At 39.3% G+C, this 25,946-nt stretch carries 18 protein-coding genes; 5 read left to right on the forward strand and 13 right to left on the reverse strand.

What is annotated here, in order from left to right; genetic code table 11:
- Nucleotides 1-196: 196 nt before the first annotated feature.
- From HJP15_RS06030 to HJP15_RS06055, 6 genes are all read right to left on the reverse strand, one after another.
- Nucleotides 197-343 carry a hypothetical protein gene (locus tag HJP15_RS06030; RefSeq protein ID WP_170173240.1) on the reverse strand — a complete coding sequence of 49 codons (147 nt, stop codon included), beginning with the start codon at nt 341-343 and terminating at the stop codon, nt 197-199.
- Between the two features lie 140 nt (nt 344-483).
- Entirely contained in the window at nt 484-2,061 is a 1,578-nt protein-coding gene (locus HJP15_RS06035; protein ID WP_170173241.1) for a PepSY-associated TM helix domain-containing protein, read from the reverse strand.
- Nucleotides 2,058-2,327, reverse strand: coding sequence for a hypothetical protein (locus HJP15_RS06040; protein ID WP_170173242.1), 270 nt, complete (start codon nt 2,325-2,327; stop codon nt 2,058-2,060). The genes HJP15_RS06035 and HJP15_RS06040 overlap by 4 nt, the downstream gene beginning before the upstream one ends.
- Before the next feature lie 773 nt (nt 2,328-3,100).
- A complete protein-coding gene (locus HJP15_RS06045) occupies nt 3,101-5,461 on the reverse strand; it encodes a TonB-dependent receptor (protein ID WP_170173243.1) in 2,361 nt (786 codons plus the stop codon).
- A 266-nt stretch (nt 5,462-5,727) separates the two neighbouring features.
- A complete protein-coding gene (locus HJP15_RS06050; RefSeq protein ID WP_170173244.1) occupies nt 5,728-7,047 on the reverse strand; it encodes a sensor histidine kinase in 1,320 nt (439 codons plus the stop codon).
- A 2-nt stretch (nt 7,048-7,049) separates the two neighbouring features.
- Nucleotides 7,050-8,456 carry a sigma-54-dependent transcriptional regulator gene (locus HJP15_RS06055; RefSeq protein ID WP_170173245.1) on the reverse strand — a complete coding sequence of 469 codons (1,407 nt, stop codon included), beginning with the start codon at nt 8,454-8,456 and terminating at the stop codon, nt 7,050-7,052.
- Nucleotides 8,457-8,683: 227 nt separating this feature from the next.
- On the opposite strand from HJP15_RS06055, the gene HJP15_RS06060 reads away from it, so the two are divergent.
- From HJP15_RS06060 to HJP15_RS06080, 5 genes are all read left to right on the forward strand, one after another.
- Nucleotides 8,684-9,937 carry an efflux RND transporter periplasmic adaptor subunit gene (locus tag HJP15_RS06060; RefSeq protein ID WP_170173246.1) on the forward strand — a complete coding sequence of 418 codons (1,254 nt, stop codon included), beginning with the start codon at nt 8,684-8,686 and terminating at the stop codon, nt 9,935-9,937.
- Nucleotides 9,938-9,948: 11 nt separating this feature from the next.
- Entirely contained in the window at nt 9,949-10,653 is a 705-nt protein-coding gene (locus HJP15_RS06065) for an ABC transporter ATP-binding protein (protein WP_170173247.1), read from the forward strand.
- A gap of 1 nt (nt 10,654) precedes the next feature.
- The gene (locus tag HJP15_RS06070) at nt 10,655-13,051 is read left to right on the forward strand and encodes an ABC transporter permease (RefSeq protein WP_170173248.1); all 2,397 of its coding nucleotides are present in this window, start codon (nt 10,655-10,657) and stop codon (nt 13,049-13,051) included.
- A gap of 93 nt (nt 13,052-13,144) precedes the next feature.
- Nucleotides 13,145-15,271 carry an ABC transporter permease gene (locus HJP15_RS06075; protein WP_170173249.1) on the forward strand — a complete coding sequence of 709 codons (2,127 nt, stop codon included), beginning with the start codon at nt 13,145-13,147 and terminating at the stop codon, nt 15,269-15,271.
- Nucleotides 15,198-15,542 (forward strand): ABC transporter permease, encoded by a 345-nt coding sequence (locus HJP15_RS06080; RefSeq protein ID WP_349304611.1) that lies wholly within the window; start codon nt 15,198-15,200, stop codon nt 15,540-15,542. The genes HJP15_RS06075 and HJP15_RS06080 overlap by 74 nt, the downstream gene beginning before the upstream one ends.
- 325 nt (nt 15,543-15,867) lie before the next feature.
- Here HJP15_RS06080 and HJP15_RS06085 read toward each other — a convergent pair whose 3' ends face one another.
- From HJP15_RS06085 to HJP15_RS06115, 7 genes are read right to left on the reverse strand one after another with little or no spacing between them, the layout of a single operon-like run.
- A complete protein-coding gene (locus HJP15_RS06085) occupies nt 15,868-16,398 on the reverse strand; it encodes a sugar O-acetyltransferase (RefSeq protein WP_170173251.1) in 531 nt (176 codons plus the stop codon).
- A gap of 1 nt (nt 16,399) precedes the next feature.
- Nucleotides 16,400-18,769, reverse strand: a complete 2,370-nt coding sequence (locus HJP15_RS06090; protein WP_170173252.1) for a S9 family peptidase — start codon at nt 18,767-18,769, stop codon at nt 16,400-16,402.
- Complete coding sequence (locus HJP15_RS06095; RefSeq protein ID WP_170173253.1) at nt 18,762-21,155, reverse strand: ABC transporter permease; 2,394 nt, start codon at nt 21,153-21,155, stop codon at nt 18,762-18,764. The genes HJP15_RS06090 and HJP15_RS06095 overlap by 8 nt, the downstream gene beginning before the upstream one ends.
- Nucleotides 21,149-21,853, reverse strand: a complete 705-nt coding sequence (locus HJP15_RS06100) for an ABC transporter ATP-binding protein (protein ID WP_054454281.1) — start codon at nt 21,851-21,853, stop codon at nt 21,149-21,151. Before HJP15_RS06100 ends, HJP15_RS06095 begins: the two co-directional genes overlap by 7 nt.
- Before the next feature lie 8 nt (nt 21,854-21,861).
- The gene (locus tag HJP15_RS06105; protein ID WP_170173254.1) at nt 21,862-23,088 is read right to left on the reverse strand and encodes an efflux RND transporter periplasmic adaptor subunit; all 1,227 of its coding nucleotides are present in this window, start codon (nt 23,086-23,088) and stop codon (nt 21,862-21,864) included.
- A gap of 36 nt (nt 23,089-23,124) precedes the next feature.
- A complete protein-coding gene (locus HJP15_RS06110; protein ID WP_170173255.1) occupies nt 23,125-25,239 on the reverse strand; it encodes a peptidase domain-containing ABC transporter in 2,115 nt (704 codons plus the stop codon).
- A 10-nt stretch (nt 25,240-25,249) separates the two neighbouring features.
- Nucleotides 25,250-25,945 carry a hypothetical protein gene (locus HJP15_RS06115; protein ID WP_170173256.1) on the reverse strand — a complete coding sequence of 232 codons (696 nt, stop codon included), beginning with the start codon at nt 25,943-25,945 and terminating at the stop codon, nt 25,250-25,252.
- Nucleotide 25,946: the final 1 nt, after the last annotated feature.

Consider the following 25,946-nt stretch of genomic DNA (forward strand, 5'->3'; position numbering starts at 1 on the left):
GTAGGGTTATACTTTGGATTGTCGCCATAAATGACGACCTACAATGTAGGGCGTGCTTTAGCGCGAAAAGGTGTTTGCTGTAGGGTTATACTTTGGATTGTCGCCATAAATGACGACCTACAATGTAGGGCGTGCTTTAGCGCGTAAAGGTGTTTACTGTAGGGTTATACTTTGGATTGTCGCCATAAATGACGACCTACAATGTAGGACGTGCTTTAGCGCGTAAAGGTGTTTGCTGTAGGGTTATACTTTGGATTGCCGCCATAAATGACGACCTACAATGTAGGGCTGCTTTAGCGCGAAAAGGTGTTTGCTGTAGGGTTATACTTTGGATTGTCGCCATAAATGACGACCTACAATGTAGGGCGTGCTTTAGCGCGAAAAGGTGTTTGCTGTAGGGTTATACTTTGGATTGTCGCCATAAATGACGACCTACAATGTAATGGCGTACTAAACAGTACGCCATTTTATTATGTGGTTGAGTTATTCCAAAATTGGTTTTGGCGTATCGTCAAATGCACTGTTTTTCACCAAACCTCGGCGTTTATATTGCGCTAAAGTAAAACAAAACCCCGCTACAACTAACAACATCGCATTGACTAAAACCACATCTAATAATTGGTAACTGTGCGTGGTGTGTCCAAAAATAGTATTTATAAGGTCGTAAATAGGGCAAATTGTAAATAGTAATGCTGCAACAAATAACTGTTGTACCATCGCTAAACGAACGCGCTGGCGCTGCATACTATTAAATATTGCATGTAATAAACTGACTCCAATAGCACAAAAGAACAAGGTAGGCAGTAGTTCGGTTCGATCCCAGCTAATAGGAGTAAGCCGTGCGCCAATAAAGCTGCAGGCTACGGCGATTAATGTTCCTGTTGAAAGAGCTAAGGTCATGGCTTTTACAAAAGCTAATCCTCGTTTACTTTGTTGGCGGTTATTTTCTCGCTTTTCTAGCCAAATAAGGTTGCCGGATAAAATTAAATAACAACAACTAAACCCTAAAATAAAGTACACAAACTTAAGCGTGATCCCACCAAACTCGCCAAAATGTAGATTACTTAGTACAGTGTAAGTGGCTGCTGTAGGCGCTTGCTTTGAATTATACTCATCAATAAACGAGGCATCTTTAAGCTTATAAGTAAGGTATGTTGTGGGCACTAAACTGTTTTGCTCATGTAGCCTAACTTCTACCTCGCCACTTTCGTCTCCTGCACCATAAATGTTTATTATTTTAATAGCTTGGTTTGGGTACTGTGTTTGGGTTTTTTTGAGGATGACATCAACTTGGCTATTGTTTACAGCATTGCCAGAATATTCCACTTGAGGGAATTGAAAAAAGCCTGCCGTTTGTATTAAAGCAGGTATATCACCTTTAAAAACAGCAAAACCAAAACCTGCTTGTAGCACAATACTTAAATTAAACATAACCCCAGTTAGTGCAAAAACAAAGGTAAATGGCAGTGATGAAACACCAATTAAAGTATGCCCATCAAGGTAAGTATCTTTATTACGATTTGTACGGTATTGATAAAAATGACTGATCATTTTTTTCAATACCATACATAAACCAGACATCACCATCACAAAAAAGAGCAAGGTAATTACACCCACTATTTCAGTGCCATAAGGGAGTAATAAGCTGATATGTAAATTATAGAGCATGTCACTCAAATAAAAGGTATCAAGATCAAATGGTAGCTGCTGCCCTGTAACAGCATCAAAATTTAGCTGGTGGTCAACATGATGACCATCCGCAGTTTCAGTTTCGAACGCGGTGTAATAATAAGGTTGCTTTGCTGATGGTAGTGCAATTAATAAATTATGATGGGCAGGAATAGCAAAATTTTGAGCTGCAATATTATCTAGAATTGTCGATACAGGCACCACTTCACCCGAAGCGGCCGCAGGAGCATGATACTGGCTATCCCACTGTGTAATATTATGGCGGAAAAACGAAATTGAGCCGCACACAAATACAATCATTAATACGCCAGAGATAATTAACCCAAGCCACGCATGAGCATGTGTAAGGTTTTTTAAGGTCTCTTTATTCATACTGTTGGCCCCGTAGCAGTTAAAAATACGCCAATGAAGATAATAATGGTTAGAATGGCCGCCTTAGCAGCTCTTAACCATGCTTGTTTATTTGTATTTGCACCATAGCACCAAGTCATCACGCCAGCCCATGCTGATAAAGCGAATACCAATCCAAGCGCTAAAATAAGCCCGACTAATTGAGGGAATATTAAGCTAATGATGCTTGGCACCAGTATCATTACAATTAAGCCACTTAACATTCCGGCAAATGTTTTATGCCACATGAGTTGCTCCTAATAAGTGAAATACCGCCGCGAGGCAGCAAAAAAAACCAACGCTTGGCCAAGCCCATTTAGGTCTGTGCGAGAGTAAAAAAACAGGAGCAGGAATAAAAAACATAAATAAAATGAATACGTAAAGAAGCGCAATAAAAATGCCTGTATTAGCAATAAGCATCAGCGATACAGTTAAAATTAATAAACCGGTCGTAAACAACAAGGTTAACCATTTTGGCGGTACACGCTGATTGGGGTTTATAAATTTTTGCCTAGGGCTTGCCCCATATAACAAAATGCCACACAGCCAATAAGCTGGTAGCAAAAAAAAGTAGCTCATTTCTATTCCTTTAAATATTATTTTTATATTGTTTAAACGACAAAAAGACGCCAGCTGAACTGACATCTTTTTAAACCAACTATCAGGCGCTTTGCAGAGGCTTACTTTCTGCAAAGCGCCTAGGTTCTGACCCTGTGAAGCGCTTAATCATGCATTTATACCCAAGCGACCTCAAGATGTGAGTTTCAGTTGGAATTTAAAGCGATTTAGGCAAGGCATTGATTGCAAGTAATAGTGGTTCTATTGTTAAAATCAATAACGTAGTATAAATCGCTTTAAAACCAACCCGCAGGGCGCTTCACAGGGACTCACTCTCATCGTTGTTACTTCTTAAAAGGGATTGCCATTATTGCAAAGTAACGCCTTGATATTAAGCCCCTGTGAAACGCTGAATTCTGCATCTTGAGGTGGCTTGGGTATACAAGGCCTAGGTAATTCTTACTTACAAATCAAATACACCACGAATATTAAGTGCAAACTCTCTTGGTTTTCCTAAATCAGGATTTCTGACTCCGTTTGAAGTGAAATATTCTTCATCCAGCAGGTTTTTGCCAATGAGGTAAACGCCTACAGATTCCCACTCATAGCCGATTTGTAAGTTCACTAAAGTACGTGCATCATTGTGTAGATCATAATAAGGGTCACCTGGCTTATCGCCATTACGTTCAGGGTTGATAGCAGTAGGTGCATTGCTTGCATAATTAAGGTTTAGGTTGGTAAAAAAGCCATTATCAGCTTGATAGGTTAAACCTAAATTATGGGTTCTTTGTGGAGCCATAAAGCGACGCCAAGATAAATCGGTTTCTTTAAAGCCATCAGCAACCGGGATGCTTATTTTAAAATTAGTAAACTCAGTGCCAGAGTAGCCAATGGCCGCATATGCCGTCAGGTTGTTGCTTACTAAATAATTCAGCTCTAGCTCAAAGCCTTGGACTTTTGAGCTTCCGGCATTTTTTGTTTCTCTATCATAGGTATTTGTAGATAGCTGCACATCAACTTGTTGATCTTTCCAATCAATGTAGAACAGATTAGCATTTACCGTTAACTTATTATCAAGCCAAGTTGAGCGGTATGAAAGTTCATAATTGTCTGTATATTCAGCATCATATTCAAAAATTTTACTAGTTGCTTGGTTTACACCTACGCCACCAGAACGGTAGCCTTTTTGGTAAGTGAAACTCGCTGTCGCATTATCATTAATGTGATAGCTGGCACCAATTTTAGGTAATAGAGTGTTAAATGATGCGTCTACCATTGGCGCTGTTTTTGATGCTTGTGCAGCAAAGGCCAACAGCTTATTGTTTATACCCGTAATAAGGGGGGTAATACCTTCAAGAGGAGTGCCTGCGTAATTGGCTGGATTAGGCATTTTGTCTTGATTTAAAATAGTGTACTTAGCGTCATTAGCGTTGCTTTGTTTTTCTTTATCGAAGCGGATACCGGCAAGTAAATCCCATTGATTATTTAAATGCCATACACCATCGGCAAACAGTGCATAACTGGTTACTTCGCTGCTTAGCTGCGTATAAATTTCTGTTGTTGCAGGGTTAAATGCATCGTATTGGCTGTAAACTAAGTCAGCAATATTTTTTGGCAATTTAAACTGCGCTTGCAAGCCATCGCTAGATAAACCAAACCTGGATAACTGATAATGATTTAAGCCGGTGCTAGTACTCTCGCTGTCGGCGTTAAAATAGTAACCACCTAACACACCGCTAAAGCTATCATAATCAAACGTTAAGCGAAGTTCCTGACTTAACGTATCAATATTAGAGTCATTACTGCGAGTGCTGCCAGTATCGACTGTTGGCTCTATACCCCTTTTAGCCACATAATCAGAGTCCCAGACAAAGGAAGTGTCTACAGTTGAATAGGTAGTATAAGACGCAATCGATAAATGATCGTCAATATCGTATTGCAACGTTAAAGAGGCAAGATCAGAGCTGGTTTTTCGTCTACGGGGATCATTAAAAACGGTTACGCGATTTTCAAAAGGGTTTTGACCTTCGGCAATTGCCAGTGTAGTTGTACCGTACGATCGCTCAGCATTCATTAGACTTAATTGGGCAGAGAACCCTTCTAAATTTGTGGGTTCATATAAAAACTTAAGGCGGTATGTGTGTTCATCAGAGGCACTGGCATCTGAATTATCAAATGTATTTTTTACGGTGCCGTCATCGCTGGTTTCTTCTGCACTAAAGCGAAATGCAAGTTGCTCATCAACAATACCACCTCCAATAGCAACACCTACATCCTGGTGGCCATGGGATCCTACGGTAAGTTTATACTTGCCTTGCCAGTCATAGGTTGGGTTTTGTGTATTTAAAATTACAGCACCCGCTAATGCATTTCTGCCTTGTAGTGTTGATTGCGGACCGCGTAAAACTTCAATTTGTTGCGCGTCCCAAGTTGAAAAAGCACCGGCTCTAACTAAGTCAGCAGGTAGGGGCGCACCATCAACATAAATACTGGCTAAAAAGCTATTACCACCGCCTGAAACATTAAAGCCATCAATACCGCGAATGCTAAAGCTGCGATTATTGTCACTATGCGTATTTGCAATATTAATCATTACATCATCAAAGCTGTTTATCTGTTGTTGCTCAAGTTGTTCAGGCGTTAAGACCGCTACACTGGTTGTTGTTTCTTGTAAAGAGCGGGCTATTTTTTGGCCTGTTACCATAATAGTTTCGATTTTTTTATCGCTATCAGGTGTCACTTGTTCGGCATGAGTAGTATGAGAGAGTATTACTGCTGGCAATAGAGCCATGTTTAATGCAACAGAAACTAACGAGCGTTTCATAGAGCCCTTCTTTTTTACAACATTTCATCTTGTGTTCACAATGGTAACATGCGGTTTTGCAAATCACTATCATTTGCATTGCCTTTTATTCGGGTTTTGTAAAGAAGGAATAACCATATTGGGCAAGAATCACACTATAAAATTAGTACACGTATAGTGATGAGCTGTGGCAAGATGAGAGAAATGTGGTAGTAAGTTGTGTTTTAGCGAAAAGTATAAATTCTAATTACCGTCATAAATGAATTACCGCCATAAATGACGGCCTATCATCCAAACACACACCTAAAGCATGCGCCTTGTGGCTTTTGCACATAAACTAAATCACCGCCGTGGTTGAGCATAATCTGCCTTGATAGGCTTAGGCCAATACCAGAACCTTGTTGCTTGGTGGTAAAGAAGGGCACAAAAATCATATCTATAACGTGTTCAGCAATACCTGGGCCGTTATCACTGATTTCAATGTAAAGCTGTTGGGCGCTATTTTGCGCGAGGGTGAGTTGAATTATGGGTGTTTTGTTTGAGTGCTGTGCGTTTTGTTGCTGATCCATAGCAAGTACTTCAAGTGCATTTTTTACTAAGTTAACCAGCACTTGCTCTATTTGGCTATTATCGAGCATCACCAGTTGCTGGCTACGAATCGCAAGCTCAAAAGTTGTGCCTTGGCTGAGTGCTTGCTGTTGGTGCAGCGCGACTATTTGTTCAAGTATATTAGCTAAATTGTATGGTGCTAAATTAGGTTTGGGTAAGCTACTAACTTGACGAAAACGTGCTATAAATTCGCCTAAATGCCCAGTACGTGACGCTAACGTGCTTAGTGCAAGCTGTAAGTCTTGCTTATCTTCAATATCATCAAAACACAGTTCTTGCGGTAATAAGGTTGTACACGTATTAGCCAGAGATGAAAGTGGCGTGATAGAATTTGCTATTTCGTGCGTTAGTACTTTAGTTAAGCGCTTATAGGCTTGCTGTTCTTTTAACTGCAATTGATCATGAATCGATTGTATGCTGACAACACGGCGAACTTTACCCTGAATTTCGGCGATACTTAGTTGAATTGACAATGTATCGTGTTGTTCACCTATTTGCCAGTGTAGGGTGCTACGTACGTTTTGGTCGGCTTGTAAAAGTAGCTCACCCACCGCGCCTAATTCAGTTAAGTGCTTAAAGCTTTTGCCTAAAAGCTTATTTACAGCAGGGTTTGACTCAATAACTTGGCCGCTGTCATCAGAGACTAATACAGCCAAGTCGACATGAATTAATAATGCTTGTAAAAACTGTGCTTGTTGCTCGGCATTAAAGCGTGCGGTTTGCATTTGCTCTTTGACTTGATCGAACTGCTTACGCATTGGATGATACTGGCTAAGGCCTAAGGTACTATCGCCATTAGCGAGTGCGCGAATAACCATTTCGGCTTGTTTTTGCTGGCGAGTAAATAGTGTAAATAGATGGCCGATCAGCGCAATACTTATTAAGACAACTGATAGCAGCGTTGCCGAAAAGCCTTTATTAATAAACAGGTAGCATAATAGTGCACTGCAGCTGGTTAATGCGGCTAGGTTAAAGCCGAGTAAAAAATAAGGGCGCATATTTATAAGCCATACTTTTCAAGGCGGCGATACATCGCACCGCGGGTTAAACCAAGCGCTTTAGCTGCGTGGCTCACATTACCTTGATAGTGAGTAAGGGCTGCGCGCACTGTGCGTTGTTCGAGTATATCTAAATCAAAAGTATCGTACGCATTATTATTTTCAATTGGGTTATTAGTGCTGTTGACGTTACTTGTAATATTGCCAACCACTGAACTCACATCAAGATTTTCGCCTTCGCTTAATATTACCGCACGCTCTATGGCGTGGGCGAGCTCACGTACATTACCCGGCCATGAGTAATGGCAAAGCGATGCCATATCATGCGTGGTTATGGTTAAGTTGCGTTTATATTTTTGTGCAAAATGATTGAGGTAGTAATCAGCAAGTAATGGAATGTCATCACTGCGCTCACGTAAGGCAGGTAATCTAATTTCAACGGTATTAATACGATACAGTAAGTCTTGACGAAAACGACCTTCAGCGACCGCTTGCTCAAGGTTGTCGTTAGTGGCGCAAATGAGGCGAATATCAATATCAATTGTTTTACTGCCGCCGATCGGAGTTACTTGGCGGTTTTGCAATGCGGCGAGTAACTTAGCTTGATGTTCAAGAGGTAAGTTACCTAACTCATCTAAAAATAAACTGCCGCCTTGGGCAAGTTCAAATTTACCAATTCGATCAGCTTTAGCGTCAGTAAACGCGCCTTTTTTATGGCCGAATAACTCACTTTCAAATAGGTTTTGCACCACTGCGCCCATATCTAAGCTCAAAAAGGTGTGTTCGCTACGCATACTTGCTTGATGAATTGCGTGAGCGGTGAGTTCTTTACCTGTGCCACTTTCGCCGGTGATCAATATATTTGCGTCGGTTTTTGCGGCTTTTTCAATGGTATTAAATACCTGCTGCATTGCTGTGCTTTGTCCTAAAAATTCAAACGAAGGCGTATTTAGTGCTTGGTTTAGGCCGTGCTTTTGACGAGTGAGCTTACCGACTTGTTGTTTGTCTTTAGCGTGTGAGAACGCAGCGGCGACTGCACCGAGTAGTTGCTCGTTTTGCCATGGTTTAGCAATAAAATCAGAGGCACCCGCTTTAATGGCATCAACAGCAAGTTGAATATCACTGTAGGCGGTCATCAGTAACACCACGATGTTGGCGTCTTGTTCGATGATTTTTTTTAGCCAATAAAAGCCTTCCTTGCCGCTAATGGAATCTTGGCTAAAGTTCATATCTAATAAAATAACGTCAATGGGCTGATCGCTATTGCGCTGTTCGTTAATAATGCCAGCAATATCAAATGGGTTATCAGTAGTTTTAACGCGTTGATAGTGTTGCTTTAATAATAAACGCGCCGCAATGAGAATATCGGGGTTATCGTCAACAATTAAAATCGAACCTGACTGTTTCATAATTATTATTTTTTATAAGGTTTTATTTAGCCTAAAACAAAAACGGAACAGTGTCCATAAATGGACGCTTAATAAGTTACTAAGTGTTCTATTAGCGGACACTTAGAGTATCCGCTGGGCAAAATTTAAATTTAAGTCATTGTAATTTAATAAAAATAAAAGTTGGCATGCACTTTGTTATACCTATGGGTAATTAGATTAATTAAACCTGTATCAAGGTAGCCGACATGGACAAAAAAATAGAACGCTCATTTACGCAAAAATATTTAAAAAAATTTACTTTTGCAGCACTTACTTTAGGTGTTGCAGCGGCTGCATACGGTTTTACGCAAAGCAGTGATACAGGCCGTAGCCAAAATATCGAGCGCAGCAGTTTAACGGTTAGCACGGTTAAACAAGGTGCCTTTAAAGATGCCTTAAGCTTACGCGGTCAAGTCGTACCAAAAACCAGTATTTACCTCGATACTATCGCTGGCGGTCAAGTTGAAGAGCGTTTGATAGAGCAAGGAGAGTTTGTAGAAAAAGGCCAGCCACTGGTGCGCTTAAGCAATACTAACTTACAGCTGGATGTTATGAGCCGTGAGGCACAAGTAACAGAGCAGCTTAACTTTTTACGTAATACACAAATGACGATGGAAACCAGCCGCTTAAATTTACGCCGTGACCTATTAGAAATCGAATTAAAAATCACTCATTTAACACGCCGCTTAAAACAAACTAAGCCCTTGGTTAAAAGCGGGGTGTTGGCGCAAGAGCAATTAGCAGAGCTTGAAGAAGATTTAAATTATTACCAAGCCCGTAAAGAGCTCACCCTAGAGCGCCAAAAACAAGAAAATTCAATACGAGAGGTGCAAGTGGCTCAGCTTTCAGATAGCGCTAAAATGCTAGAGAAAAACCTCCAGTTTGCCCGTCGAAACCTCGACAACTTATTGGTAAAAGCGCCCGTGTCAGGCTATTTAAGCGAGCTTGATGTAGAAATTGGTGAGTCAAAAAGTAGCGGCGCACGACTCGGTCAAATTGATATTCCTAACGAATATAAATTAGTGGTGCGTCTTGATGAGTTTTATTTAAATCAAGTTCAGCGCGATATGGCAGTGATGATTGAGCTTGATGATGGCGAGATTACCGCGAAGGTGAGCAAAATTGATAGCCGCGTACAGCAGTCACAATTTCAAATCGAGGTTGATTTACCCAGTGCGACAAAAAGTATTAAACGTGGCCAGAGCATTGATCTTGAGTTAATGCTTGGCAACAACAAAAACAATGCCTTACTACTTAATCGAGGTGCATTTTTTACTAACTCCGGTGGTAACTGGGCATACGTAATTGAGCAAGGTAGTGATAGAGCGGTGCGCCGTGATATTCGTTTAGGCAAAAAGAATCAACATTATTTTGAAGTGCTCGAAGGGCTAAATGCGGGGGATCAGGTGATCACCTCAAGCTACAGCAACTTCGAAAAAGCACAACAACTACAATTTTAAGGATAACAACAATGATCAAATTAACTAATTTAAGCCGTGTATTTCGTACTCAAGATGTTGAAACAACAGCGCTAAGCAACATTAACCTAATAGTAAACGAAGGTGACTTTTTAGCGATAATGGGCCCGTCTGGGTGTGGTAAATCAACGTTGTTATCAATTTTAGGCATGCTGGACTCGCCAACAAGTGGTGGCTTTGACTTTGCAGGTACTGACATTGCAGGTTACAGCGAGAAGCAATTGGCAGAGCTACGTAAAGCTTCGATTGGTTTTGTATTTCAGAGCTTCAACTTAATTGATGAGCTAACTGTATTTGAAAATGTTGAGCTGCCTTTACAGTACCAAAAAGTGAGTAAAAGTGAGCGTAAGCAACGTGTTGATGCAATTTTAAAACGAGTGGGAATAGACCACCGTGGCGAGCATTTACCTCAGCAGTTATCGGGCGGTCAGCAGCAGCGTGTTGCAGTCGCGCGCGCTTTGGTTATTAACCCTAAGCTAATTTTAGCCGATGAGCCAACCGGTAACTTAGATTCTAAAAATGGCGATGAGGTGATGGCCATGCTACGTGAGCTAAATCAAGAAGGCACCACGGTTATTATGGTTACGCACTCTGACAAAGAGGGAAACTACGCAGACCGTTTAGTGCGCTTGCTTGATGGCCAAGTGATGCTTGATAAAGCAAATCTAGTACAGCAAGCCGCTGTTGAGGTTGCTTAATATGCTTATTAATTACTTGGTAACTGCCCTACGGGCATTTAAACAGCAAAAACAGCATTTTATTTTAAACTTAGTCGGTTTAAGTATTGGCCTTGGCGCGGCTATTTTGGTTGCACTGTTTGCACAAAACGAGTTGTCATACGATAGTCAGCAACCTCACGCTGAACGTGTTTACCGTGTAGGCCAAGATTACTCAAAGTTAGGGTTATCAGTTATTCCTATTTTCAATTATTCTCAAGCGGCAAAAGCCACTGAATATAGCCAAGTAGAAGAAGTGTTTGGTTTGACGATGGTATCGCTGACTCGAGAAGCTATGGTTGACGTGCAGTACCGGGATCAGGGTTTTAAACTTAATGACTTGTATGGGGCAACGCCAAATATTGAGAACTTTATCAATATAAACACATTGGCAGGGGATTTAAAAAATGCAATGAGTACACCTGAGAGCTTGGCTCTAAGTGAATCTGAAGCACTGCGAATTTTCGGTACAATAAATGTTATTGGTAACACGCTACAGCACGAACAAGGGCAATATACTGTACGGGCGGTGTTTGCAGATTTACCAAGCAATACTCACTTTGCATTTAAAAACCTCGTATATGTAAAACATGATCCAAATAACCTGATGGTTAATAGCAGTTATGTTTATATGCGCTTGGCGCCGCAAGCAGATCCAAAAGCACTCGCTGATACACTGTCTAAACAGTACTTCAATGGGCAAATGGCGGGTCAAGTTGCCATTGAGTTACACCCATTACTAGACTTACATTTAACAGCAAAATCGCCATTTGAAATGAAAGCAGGCGGCGCAAAGCAAGTTGTAACGATTTGTGCAGGGTTGAGCGTGTTACTTATTTTGATTGCTGGCTTTAACTTTATCAATATGACGGTGGCACAGTCTGCAAAGCGCGCCAAAGAAGTAGGGGTGCGCAAAGCACTTGGCGCAAGTAAGCTGCAGTTAGTAACACAGTTTTTAGCTGAGTCTACTTTGGTTGCTCTATTGTCGATGATTATTGCCTGTGTGTTAGTGGAGCTGTTATTGCCAAGTTTTAACCAGCTGGTCGATCGTGAACTGATAGTGAGTTATTTTTCAGCCTTTGGTTTGGGCATTATGGCTGTTGTTATTGCTGTAGGCATACTTGCAGGTTTGTACCCGGCATTGTTTATCTCATCATTTAGCGCAAAACGAGTGTTAAGTGGCGATTTACAACGCGGTAATACGGCCATTTGGGTACGTAAATGTTTATTGACCTTGCAAGCTTCATTAGCAATCGGTTTGATCATTGCATCGGTTACGTTGTTAAAACAATTATCTCACTTACAAAGTCTTCCTTTAGGCTATCAAACGCAGCAACGCTTAGTGGTTTCAGAGTTGCCGGTGCAATCGGTATTTACGCAGCAGCCTAGCGCACTAATTAATCGCTTGACGGCTATAGATGGTGTAGAGCAAGCAACGATTATTGATACTCGTTTAACCGTTTCAATTAATAATACATTACAGCCTACTTGGCCCAATGGTGAATTTTCAGGTGGAATAACCCCTGTGATAGGTTCTGGTTTTGATGTTGTAAAAGGGCTAGGCCTTACGCTTATTGCTGGTAGAGACTTTAGCCGTGAGTTTTCCTCAGACTGGGCGACGCGAGCAAACGGGGTTACAACAGTAGGTACAATTATTACAGAAACCGTTGCCAAGCAGGCTGGTTATAGCAATGTGGCTGATATTGTTGGACAAAAAATTAAAGACACAGGGCGTAATGTGGATATGCAAGTTGTTGGTGTTGTAAAAGATGTAAAGGTTGGTAATGCACAAGATGCGAATTCTAACATTATGTTTTTATGTGGTTATAACTATTTAACACCAGTATCTGAAGTAATTTTAACCGTGAACGTGCAAAACCTCCCTGCTATAAAACAAGCAGTGATTACAGCTTTAGCTGAAGTGTCTAATATTTATGAGCCAAAAATAAACCTACTAGCTGAAAACTATAAAGCGGTATTAAAAGGTGATGAGCGTGTTTCTCTTGTCGTACTTATATTTACTGGCCTTGCAGTGTTCTTAACTTGCTTAGGTACTTTTGGTTTAGCTTCATTTGCCACGATTCGTCGCCAAAAAGAAGTCGCTGTACGCAAAGTGCTTGGCGCATCACGCATCAGTATTATGAATCTACTGGCAAAAGAGTTTTTAATTTTAGTGCTTGGCAGTGTAGCAATCGCATACCCGCTAACTTATTGGCTGGTGGGTGACTGGCTCGCGAACTTTAATGAGCGTGTTGAGCAAGCTTTTTGGGTGTATGGCGTGGCTGCATTGGTTGTGGCAGTAATAACTTGGCTTACGGTAGCAACTATTGCCTTCAAAGCCGCGAGCGCACGGCCATCGCTTACTTTACGCTATGAATAATAAAAAAGTGATGTTTTAGACAAAAATGTTAACGCTGCCAAAGTATCGAGTTAAATTTTGGCAGCGCAAAGCTAGTTGAAAAGGATGACCACTTTGGAACAATTAATTATTTCAATAAGAACAAAAGCGACTCGATTATTTTGGCTCCATTTTATTAGTTATAGCGCTGGGTTAGCAGCTGTTATCTTGTTGGCTCTATTTGTAAAACATGAGCTTTCTTATGATAGTAACCAACCGGATAAACAGCGGGTATATAGGGCACATGTAGATTATAAAAGCTTTGGCTTTGACACGCTTATGCCGATGCGCGATTTAGCTGTGGCACTAGCACTTAAAAATGATAGCGACATTGAAGAAATATTTAGTTTAATACCTGCCGAGTTTATGGGATATGTTGATCACCATTTTAATTTAGACGCATATAATGGCGAAACCAATGTTAAGTTAAAAGATGTCTATTTTGCGTCAAATAATTTAGATCGATTTATTAACCTAGACATTATTTTTGGCAATTTAGATCTGGTTTTGAACACGCCTAATCAACTTGCTATCAGTGAATCAGAAGCGATCAGACTATTTGCTAACGCCAATGTAATTGGAAGACGGTTAACGACAAAAAATCAAGCCTATATAATTGGCGCGGTATTTAAGGACTTACCAACGCATACTCATTTTCAGTTCAGTGTGCTAACAGCCTTCCCTAACACAATTGAAAAGCAACCCCATGGTTACGTTTATATAAAAACAGCTGTAAATACAGATATTGCTGAACTTGAAACTAAGTTATTTAAAGAATATTTAAAAACAAAGTCAGAAGAGCACAAAACGGTACAATATAAATTGATTAATATCACTGATATTTATTTAAAAGGTCGCTCAACTTATGAAATGAAAGCGCCTGGGTCGATCCTCGCAGTTACCATTGCGTGCGGGCTGATTTTCATTCTTTTTTTGCAAATAACCTGTAATTTTATCAACTTTAATTTAGTCAGTGTTGGTAGAGCTGCAAAACAAATTGCGATTAAAAAGGCAATAGGGGCAAGCCGAGGTCAACTTTTTCGTTTATTTATCTATGAATCTATTTTGATGACAGGTTGTGCGGTGGTGTTGTCTTTGGCATTTGTTGAGCTGACTTATGGTTACTTTAATCAGTTAGTCGAGACACATATATTGTTCGTACTCAGCAAGAGTATGGTGCTGATGGCTGTTTTAGTTACCTTAGTAATAGGATTACTCAATGGTGTATATGCAGGGGTAGTTGTTGCGAATGTTGATGTGAAATTATTAGTAAGAACACATTATCAGTACCATTTAAGTTTGCTAGTGAAGGGAGTACTGAGTTTTCAAGCAGGCTTGGCGATATTGATCTTTATCGTCTTTATAATTGCCCAGTTACAGCTGGAGTTTGTTGCTAACATGGATGTGGGTTATCAAACTAAAAATAGACTCATAGTTAAAAATGTACCAGCCACACAACTATTTGAAAAAGATAAAACACAACTAATATCAGCAATTGCTGATTTACCAGGCGTTGATTCAGTTACTGCAACCGACATTAATATTACAGAGCAAGTACGAGGAGGAGTTCAATTAACTTGGCCAAATGGTCAGGTAATTGAAGGTGTCGCGCCTTCCGTTGTAACGAGCTTTAATGTTGTTGAAGCATTAGGCCTTCACTTGTTAGCAGGCAGAGGCTTTAGTGAAGAATTTCAAAGTGATTGGTATCAAAAAATGCCTGATGGCTCTGAGCAAGTGGCGTTAATTGTTACTGAGTCGATGGTTCATTTAGCGGGTTACAAATCATTGCAGGACGTGATCGGCATGACGCTTACCAATGCTGATTCAAATTTAAATGCGACTATTGTCGGCGTTGTCGCAGATGTTAAGGTAGGTTCAGCTAAGCAGGAAATGATACCCCTTTCTTTTAATCTTGCACGTAGTTACATTCCGAATGGCAATATAGTCATTAAAGTAACTGACGCAGCTTCACATACAGATTTAAAAACGCAAATTGCGGATGTATTAAAATCGCGCTTTTCAATCCTTGATATAGAAATAAGCGCGCTTGCAGATGATTATGCAAAAAATTACAAAAATGAGCGTCGCATAATTACGTTATCACAATGGTTATTAATTTTGAAGTACGGTGCTAACCCTTATAAGCCTTGCGGTATTAGTTTCTCAAACGGTACTCTCGCAACAAAAAGATTTGGCCATTAAAAAGGTGTTGGGCGCACCCATCATGCAATTAGTAACAGGGTTGAGTTTGTCTTATTTAAAACTTGTGTCACTGAGCTTAGTAGTAAGTATACCGCTCGCTTATTGGTTAACAGATAATTGGCTAAATAGTTTTAATGACCGCATAGGGCAACCTATTTGGGTTTATGCTGTGGCTACATTGGTTGTGGCTGTAATAACTTGGCTTACGGTAGCAACTATTGCTTTCAAAGCCGCGAGCGCACGGCCATCGCTTACTTTACGCTATGAATAGATAAGTCGTTATATAAAATTAGTTACAATCTTCTAACTAAGGCCTTTCGTTTACCGAGAGGCCTTTTATATTATTGTCGCCATAAAGCACGACCTACCTGTAGGACGTGCTTTAGCGCGTAAAGGTGAATGTAGTTGTTTATGTTGTGTCGCCATAAATGACGACCTTCCTGTAGGGAGTGCTTTAGCACGTAAAGGTGAATTTGGCTGTATATGTTGTGTCGCCATAAATGACGACCTACCTGTAGGGCGTGCTTGAGCGCGAAAAGGTGAATTTGGCTGTTTATGTTGTGTCGCTATAAATGGACTGCCTACGATCAATGTTTTTAAATATCTCTGATTTTAGCTGCTGGATTACCTGCAACTACTGTATTTTCGGCAATATTTTTGGTGACGACAGACCCTGCGCCTACTACAGCGTTATCGCCGATGGTGATGCCCGCCAAGACTATAACCCCTGCGCCAATCCACACGTTATTGCCTATCGTTATTGGCGCTGCAAAGTTTTCTTTTTGTAGCCTTTGTTTAGGCTCAACTGCATGAGACACCGCTAATAGCTGAACATTTGGGCCAATTAAACAATCACTGCCAATGGTAATGACCCCCTCAACAATTGGTGCATCTAACACAGTGCAATTAATGTTTATAAAAGTACGATCACCTATTTGCACTTGCGAGCCGTAATCTAAGTGGAAGCTCGCCTCAATAATCACGCCTTCACCACACATAGCAAACAAACCCTTAATGCGCTTTAAGTTGCCTTTGCTGGGGCTTTTGGCAAACAAGCGGCAGATTTCATGAGCTGTTTTGCGTTGCTCAAGCAACTCTTTTTGGCGTGGATTAAATAGTTTTAGCATATTATTCAGACGTATTTAGCCATTTCTTTACCCATTCAGACTGGTGGACGAGCAAGTAAGATAGGTTTTCTTTAGCTTGATATGTATGTCCTTCATACGGAAGCATAATTAGCTGAGTCGTCTTTTTATTAGCAATTAGTGCCTGATACATTCTCATTGATTGCATTGGGTAAGTGCCCGAGTTTTTATCGCTTTCACCATGAACTAACAATAAAGGCTCATTTATTTTGTCCGCATAAATTAGAGGGGATATATTAATATATGTTTCCTTTGCTTGCCATAGATTACGTTTTTCACCCTGAAATCCAAAAGGGGTAAGAGTCCTATTGTAAGCACCACTTCGAGCAATACCAGCTTTGAATAGATCTGTATGCGCGAGTAAGTTAGCCACAGTAAAGGCTCCATAAGAATGCCCCATAACAACTAATCTTTGAATATCAATAGAGCCTGTATCTTCTAAAGCATTGACGGCAGCTTCGGCATTTAAACGAATCTGATTAATGAAGTCATCGTTAGGTTCTCCGCCATTAAATGAAGTGATTGGCATTGAGGGAGATTCGAAAACGGCAAAACCGTCATGAAGAAATACCAAGGGACTTAGCGGATCAAACTCTCTAAATAAATTCGTGCGTACTGTATTTTGCTGGCTCAGTTTTTTGTTTTTAAATTCATCGGGGTAAATCCATAAAATAGCAGGGATTTTATCTGATTTATTCCTTTTATAATTGTTAGGTAAATGCAGCGTTCCAACCAGATTTAATCCATCGCTTCTGTTGTAATTGATAGTAAGTGGCTGGTTAACAAAATTATTTCTATTTTCGCTTGATAAAAGTGAAATCTGTTTTTTGAAACCTTTATTCGTTAATGCGTAGTATTGAGGTGCGCTTGTATTATTTTGCTTTTCTATTATTAAGGTGTCATTAGCGATTCTTAGGGGCATTTCTATATTGTCAGTATTGCTTAAAAATATAGTTTCAACAACGTGATTCGATGTATTAAAAGATTGAGCTATTGGCTTTATACCTTCTTTACTTTGTCCTGAGGAAAAGAAAAATAAATAATTATCTTGTTCAACTAAAACTTCATATCCTTCAGGCGTACGGAGAGTCTGTGGATCACCAAAGTCGTTGAACTTATCACGATAATCTCTTTGATGGATTAAATAATTCACAGAAGTTTCGGCGTTGATTAAAGTAGTTCTTGCCTGTTTGCTATCATAGCGCCATTCCTGAAGTACACCTATTCCTGAAACGCCCCATAATACATCGTGAACTCTCCATTTTACTTGATGCACCAGTTTTTTATTCTCGTCAAATGGACTTACTAGTTTGTAGATGTGATCATGGTAAGTTTGAGCTAAAGACATATCCCCTCTATCACTCGCTTCGACCCAAGTCACAGTTGAGTCTTCTGATGGTAGCCATTTAACTAACCTAGCGCCAATAGGTACGCTATCTTTAGATTTAGGTAGATTAATTTTATCGTTTAAGTTGGGTAAGCTGTATGTGGTGGTTGGCTCTTCTATACTAACGATATTATAAGCGCTCCCCCATTTTTTATAAGGTAAATAAGATGACAACTCAATCGGTGGCATGGAATACAGTAAATACTTACCATCAGGAGAGACGGAAAAATCATTAAATAAGCCACTTTTAGTTAATGTAGAAACTTTACCATTGAGGTCTATCTTCACTAATTTGGTTTGATTGATAGATATAAACTGATTCTTCATCTCGTCATTTATTAATAAGCTTTGATGGGTCCGCCCTTGCTCTTTTTGCAGCTCAGATGACAACAAATTGGGTTTTTTACGTATATATTTAGATGTCTTTATTGGCAAATTTCGCTGCTTGACGACAATACTTTGGCCATCAGGTAGCCATCGCAGATGTCTTCCGCCAAGACTTGTGGAAAAATTGAGATCTGTTAGTTTGTTAGATACATTGTTATTTATATCGTACAACCATAGGTTTGTATTGGCACCCAGCTGAATTAAAAATGCGACTTTTTTAGCGTCAGGAGACCAATTAAAATCGACAATCACTCCTTCTACAGTCTTAATTTCTTCTCTAGCGTTTGTTGCAAGATTAAATAAAGTTGCGCGGCTATATTGTTCAGTATCAACTCTGCTCGATAAATCAGTATAAAAATCCAGACCTGCTAATGCGACGCGCTGTTGAGATAAATATTCAATAGATGGGTATTCAATTTGGTGTAAAAATAAAACCAGCTCTCCATTTGGTGATAATGAAATAGTTTCTTGCCCTGTAGACTCTATGAGATTAGCCCACTTACTATTATCTATTTCAATAGCTTCAACGGATGATGAGGCAATGAACCATAACGCTATAATAAGATTAAGTTTACTCATTTCGTAGTGCCTTTATTGGATCTTGTCGTAACGTTTGGTTGATCGGAAAAAAGCTGGCAAGTACTGATATCGCTAATAAACCCAGCCAAATTACCGTTGTTAACCACCAGTCTATAGGCAGGTCAACCCCAGGTAATGACATACAATAGCCTATAATTAAAAATGCCAACGAAAAGGCTAACACTAAGCTCATTGTTATGGGTTGCATGAGTTCTAATAAGCTTTCTTTTAGTAACCTATAATTGTCAGCCCCCATAGAAAGTTTGACGCCTAAGCTATATCTGCGTACTTTAACCAAATAGCTAACAATACCGTTTATGCCAATACACACCATCAGCAGCGATGTTGATGCCAACACAATAGCCAGCCATGCTGCATTTAAGTGACGTTGCCTTTTTTCATCAAACATACTTGTTAAAGAAGCGATGTTATTAATGTCTAATCGTTGATCTACTTCTAATACTGCTTGTTGAATATGGGCAATTGCATTATTTTCATCTGTAACAGTAATTAAATACGTAAATTGTTGCCAACCAGGGTAATCTTTAGGTGTAAAAACTTCAAAGTCTTCACTTTCAGGGCTGCCCGGTACATAGGTGTTGCTGACAATACCTATGATTGAGTAATACTTTTTATTATCAAAACTCACTTTACTGTTTAGTACTTCATTACTGTTTTTATTAAGTAAATCTGCAAGGCGCTGATTGATAATGATCGGTGGGTTTTCGAGTTGTTCATCCCCTTTGGCAAAGCCTTTACCCGTTATCGTTAAGTTAAGTTCAGTAAAGTAATTGGCAGTTACTAAGCTATTACGTGCTTGGGCAATATACTGTCCAGCTTCGTTATATATTTGATTGACATTAACCGTTTTTGGCAGCCTCATTTCGGATGACACAGCTAAGCTGCTTACATTATTAAGCGCTAGCAACCTCTGGTTAATTGCTTTGTGTAAATTAATGCGTTCGCTGGATTTATCAATATTGCTGTAATTAACGGTTAGTGAGTACTTGCCTTTAGTGTTAATGCCGTTATCTCTAAGTGCTTCAGATAGTGTAACGAGCACGACGTGACTGGCGGTGGTTAATACTAAAAACGAAAACAAAATTTGCAAACCAACAAGTAAGTGGCTGGTGGCAGAACTCATTTGTTTACCCGTTCCTTTACCGCTGCTTTGTAGGCTGCTCATTAAGTTTTGCTCTTTCACTACACTAAGTTCTATAAATGAATAAAGTGAGGCAATACTAATAATTAAAAATGCCGAAAATAACAAAGTATTAAAGCTAAGAGAAAGCGTGTCTAAACGTTGAATGGCGTCAGCTGCTAGGTTTTGAATAACGATAAAGCCGATTTGAGTAAGTGTTAAAGCAAGTAATACTGCAATACTAATAAGTAAAATATTATGTTTGAGTGTTTCAATAATGAGCTGTTTTTTACTTGCTCCGAATGCAAAGCTGATTGCAAGCGGTTTGATACGTGTAATAGCTTTTGCAAGCTGCATGCTAGACAGGTTGATAAGTGCAATGAGCATTAATAAGCACACACCTAAGAGCAGCATGAGTACAATTTTACCGCTGTCACCCCTAAGTGCATCATTAAATGCAGTAACACGTGCATCCACAGTAAAGTCTTTTAAAATATTAGGCGCGTGCAACTGCGCACCTTTGAGTGATAAATTACTTAATTGCTTATTAATTTCCTGCTCTGATGTTGCAGATTTAAATCTAACAACATTCTTATATGCGCCCATAAAACCGTTAGATGTTTTAGGGTTGAAGGCTTCGTCAGCATCAATTGGTAACCAAATTGCGTTATTTATCTTGCTGTAATCAGGTAGTACAAGGTTATCGGGAGCGACGCCAATAACCGTGAAGCGGCGTTGATTAAGTTGTATTTTTTTACCAACAATATTAGGGTCACTTTTATAGTGAGTTTGCCAAGCACGATAACCTAATACGACCGACATTTGCTGAGTGCCGAGCGCTTCTGATTTGTTAAATAACCGACCAAGTTTTGGTTTTACGCCGAGTAAATCAAATAAATTATGTGAAGCGAGAATGACATCTATTGCGGGTCTACTGGGTTTATCTAGTAGCTTATAATCAGTCCACTTATGATAAGTAGCGACATCAGTAAAAACAGTGTTTTCGTGCTGAATGTAGCTCATTACTTTTGAGTTACTCGCAGGCCCTGAATAGCCTTTAGAGTTAATGGTGCCTTCAAGTAAATATAAGTTATCGCTTTGTTGATAAGGCAGCGGTGAGAAAAACACTAGATCAACCAAGCTAAATGAACTAAGCACCATAGAGAGCGTTAATGCCAGTGTAAATACAGTAGTAAAATAATATTGTTTGGCACGTTTAAAGGTATTGTAGGCCGTTTTTAACATGACTGAGCAACCTGTTCTACATTTGCAGTAACCACAGTGCCATCTTTTAGCTGAATACTCCGCGTAGCCATGTCGGCATAACGCGGATCATGGGTAACCAATACAATCGTTGTACCTTGCTGATTTAGGTCTTTTATTAACGCCATGATTGCATCGCCATTTTTTGAGTCCAAGTTACCTGTCGGCTCGTCGACCAGCATGATGCCAGAATCACCAGCTAGTGCGCGTGCAATTGATACGCGTTGTTGCTGACCACCAGAAATTTGATTTGGGTGTAAATCAGCTTTATCAGCCAAACCCACCTTTTCTAGGCAATCTAACGCTCTTGCGTGGCGTGTTGACAAAGAATCACCACGGTATTTTAGTGGCAGCGCAACATTTTCAAGTACGGTCATTTCGTCAATTAAGTTAAACGATTGAAACACAAAACCAATGCGATTACCGCGTACTTTCGCACGTTGGTTTGAGTCCATATCAGAGACCAATAAACCGTCAATGTAATATTCACCGCTTTGAGGAGTGTCAAGCAGGCCCATAATGTTAAGCAGTGTTGATTTACCACAACCTGAAGGCCCAGAAATAGAGATAAACTCGCCGTCGTATACGGTAAAGCTAATTCCTTTTAAAATTTGACTTACTTGCTCACCGTTCGCAAAAGACTTACTTAAGTTATTAACTCTTAAAATTTCAGTATTCATGTTTTTCCTTAACCAGCAATTTTTATTGTTGTTGTTTCTGCGGGGATATCTAATGTAGAAATAATAACCTGTTCGCCAGGCTCTAGCCCTGACAACACTTGGATCAGTTGGCCAGATGCTTTGCCGTATTGCACGTCAACTTTAACTGCTTTGTTATCCAGTGTGAGTTTAAACAATGAGCCATAGCTGCCTTCGCTTGCACCGGTTGGTTGCTTAATATAATTCACATTTTTTTGTACATTGGCAAAAATAGTCGCATCTACTTGTTGCATGGGCTTCATGGTGTCTGATTCTGATGTTTCAAGTTCAATATCAATTTGCACAGCACCGTCGCTGATCACAGGATCTACACGCACCACTTGACCGCGTACTTGATCATTCAACGTACTAATTTGGGCCGTCATACCTATTTGAATTAAATGAGCTTGAATTTGCGGCACTTTTATTTCACCAACCAAAGGAGAAAGGCTACCTATTAGCGCCAGTTCAGAACCCGCAGTGACGCTTTGTCCTAAACTTAAAGGTAAGCGCTGAATAACACCACTCATCCCCGCTTTAACAGAAAGTTGCTCTACCATTAATTTTGCGACATCAAATTCGTCCTGTGCCTGGGCTATTAAGTCATCTTGAATCGATAGGGCTTCTTTTTGCATCAGTGTTAACTTATCAAGTTTTGATTCCTCAAGCTCAATACGCTTTATTAACTGTTTGGCTTCCAGCTCATTTTTCTTGGCGCTGATCCCGGAAACAATGCCTGATTTAGCCAATGTGCGCTCTGCTTCAACTTGCAGCATGGCTATTTCAGATTGTGCTTTTAGCTCAGATACGCTTGATTCGTTATTTAGCATCTCACGCTGTTGTAGTAATACGGTTTGCCGCTTTTGGGTTTTGGCATTTTTAAGTTTTGCTAATGCCAAGCGCAGCTTACTTTCTAGTTCGGGGTTATTTAAAGTGAGGATCACCGTGTCATGGTTAACCACAGCACCTGCTTTGAGTTTTATTTCGTCAACCACAGCATTGCTAGTTGCAGTGAGGAGTCGTTTATTGATTGATTGCAATGACCCGTAGCCATCAACTTTAATTGAAAAATCACCACGCTCAACCTTTGCAATAGTGACAGAGTCTTTTGATATAACTTCGGTATTATCTGCAAAGCCTAATTGCCAGCCAGAGATAAGCATAACGACAGATAAACCTATCAACCCTTGATAGATTAGTTTGGATGTAAATTTCATAGCTCTTCCTTTTGTTATTCTTACCGTGGTATTTAATCACACAGCTTGGGCTAACGTTTGGGTCTTAATTAATTCTTCTAAGTCAATTATTCTATCTGCGGCTTGTATTGTCTCTTGCCTATGAGCAACACTGACCCTAGTTATTTTCTTTGATTTTAAATATTTATTTACTTGCAATTCAGTAGCAGCATCAAGGTGGCTTGTTGCTTCGTCTAAAAATAAAATGATTGGTTGACTGTAAAGCGCTCTTGCCAAAAGCAATCTTTGTTTTTGGCCACCTGACAATGAGCTACCTAAATCGCCAACTTGAGTATGTAAACCCATAGGCATGCTTTGAATCTCATGCCATATAGCAGCACCTTTAATGGCTTCTGTGATTTTATCTAGATCAGGTTTTGGCTCAAAGAAGCATATATTTTCAATTAAGGAGCCATTTAGTAATTGATCATTCTGCATTACCGTCGCACACATTGAGCGAAAGTTTCTCATGCCAAGCATTTTTATAGAGTGCCCATCTAACAAGTAATCACCTTGCTCTGCTTTGATTAATCCAGTCATTAATTTTAGGAGCGATGATTTACCCAACCCAGAGCGACCTATGATAGCCACCGATTCTCCGGCATCAATTTTAAAGTTTATTCCTTTAAATAACCAAGGAGAGGATGTTGAATATCGAAAATGCAGGTCGCGTACTTCAATGTAGCCTTTTGCTTGTTCTTTGGTTATTGTCAGAGAGGTATTTTCTTGCTCTTGGTTTTGCATCACTATATCAGACATTCTCCGTAAATAAGTTGAGGCTAACTTGAACTTAAATATATGATCTACCAGAGTTTGTGTGCTGCTCGAAAATTGTTGCCTATAAGCGAGGAAAGCAATAAACATCCCTATAGTAAATTCTTTATTTATTATTAATGTCGCGCCAATAAATATAACAATTAGATACTCTATTTTACTTACTAAATCTTGGCTAATTTCTGCAGTAATCGTGACCTTTTCACGTTTAATATTTTCATTTGTAGTATCTGCAAATAAATTGAGCCATGAAGAAAGTCGGGTACTTTCTTTTACATAGCATTTTATGGGCATAATTGCTCTGATAGTTTCTAAAAAATGGCTGTTTTCTTTTGCTTGCTTAGATAAAACTTGCTCTAAATGCTTATTTTCTTTGTTGGTTAAATATAACCTAAGCAATAATGTGAATAAGAGAAATGATAAAGATACTAAAGCAAGAGCTGGTGAGTAAGTATACATAATGATTAAAGTTGTTATGCCTAGCAAGCCTTCGACAATGGCAGAAATAAAACCACGACTTATCATTCTTTGGACTTCATTAAATGCTTCAAACCTAGATTTAATATCGCCAACATGGCGAGATTCAAAAAACGAAAGGGGTAAATGTAATAGGTGTCTCTGGATGTTCGCTTTTACTTGAAACCCCAAATTTTTGTCTAAATATAAAATGGCGGCTGAGCGAATAATATTACTAAAAGTTGTTAGTAAATTAACGACTATAAAAGCAACTAACAGCCATATTAATATCCCGCCATCTGAAAGAGGGATACCATGATCAATTACAATTCTAATATAGTAGGGGGATATTAAGAGGAAGCATTGTAAAATCAAGGCTACAACAAATATCTTAAATAATGAGGATGTGAGCCCTTCAATATTGCCAATAAATGCTTTGAGCGGCATTCTTACTCGTTCATCAGCCACGGTAAATGCTGATGTTGGGGTTAACTCAATTGCAATCCCGGTAAATGCTTCAGAGACTTGTTGCCAATCTAGTTTAACTTTTCCTTTTGCGGGATCATGGATAACAATGCCAGTTCTATTTACTGAAGCAAGCGTAACAAAGTGATTAAAATTCCAATGCAATATTGCAGGTCCCCTTAGCTTAGATAGCTGTCCAAGCTCTAATTTTAATACTCGCCCGGATAACCCAATATCATCTGCAATTTTTAAAATGTGCTTAACTGTTATTCCTTGAGTACCAACGGGGTAACGTTGTCGCATAGCAAGCATGTTTACTTTATAACCATGATAAAAAGCAATCATAGCTATACATGTGATACCACATTCAGCTACTTCACTTTGTAAGAAATGAGGTAGTTTTGATGGTTTAAAGTCAATGTAGTCTGTGAGACGCATTTAAATTTCACTATTTAATTAAGTTAAGGACTTTTTCTGATTGCTGAGTGAGTAGTATTTTTATATCTGCGTTAGGTGACAGTTTTGAATAATTGTTAGCTTCTAATTTTAAATGTATTTTTTGTTCTTTATTATTTTTATTACTACCAATAACCATTGTAACTATGCCTTTTAATTCATCATTGCTGACAATTAAAGTAACATGGTCATTTACATTAATACTCATATTTTTATTACTAGAAATCCAAAAAGATAACTCATTTTCTGAAGTGGTACTTAAAAGGTAACCAAGAGGTTCAAATGGTTGTATTATATTTTTTTCGATTAAAGAATGAAAAAACAAACCATCGGAAGGAGATCGAATAACCTCTTTTTCTAACTTACTATTACTATCAAACTTAGAGATAGTAAGTAGCTGTTGATTTTTTTTAACGCTCTCACCATCTATCGCAAAGTGCTTATTTATAACCACTACTTCATTATAAATAAGCGGGGTATAGTGTTCAGATGAGACCTTGGCGTCAAGACTTCTTTTTGTTGATAAAGTTAGAACATTAATAACTAAAAAGCTAAATACGAAAATTGCGATTAAAGCTGAAATAGAATTATTTATAATTTTAGGCTGTTTTATAAGCGACTTCCCTATATCACTAGACTTGTACTGATTTCTAAGGGCTTCTTTTCTAAACATATTAACAATAGACATA

This window comes from Pseudoalteromonas sp. NEC-BIFX-2020_002 (assembly GCF_013002825.1).
Taxonomy (GTDB): domain Bacteria; phylum Pseudomonadota; class Gammaproteobacteria; order Enterobacterales; family Alteromonadaceae; genus Pseudoalteromonas; species Pseudoalteromonas neustonica.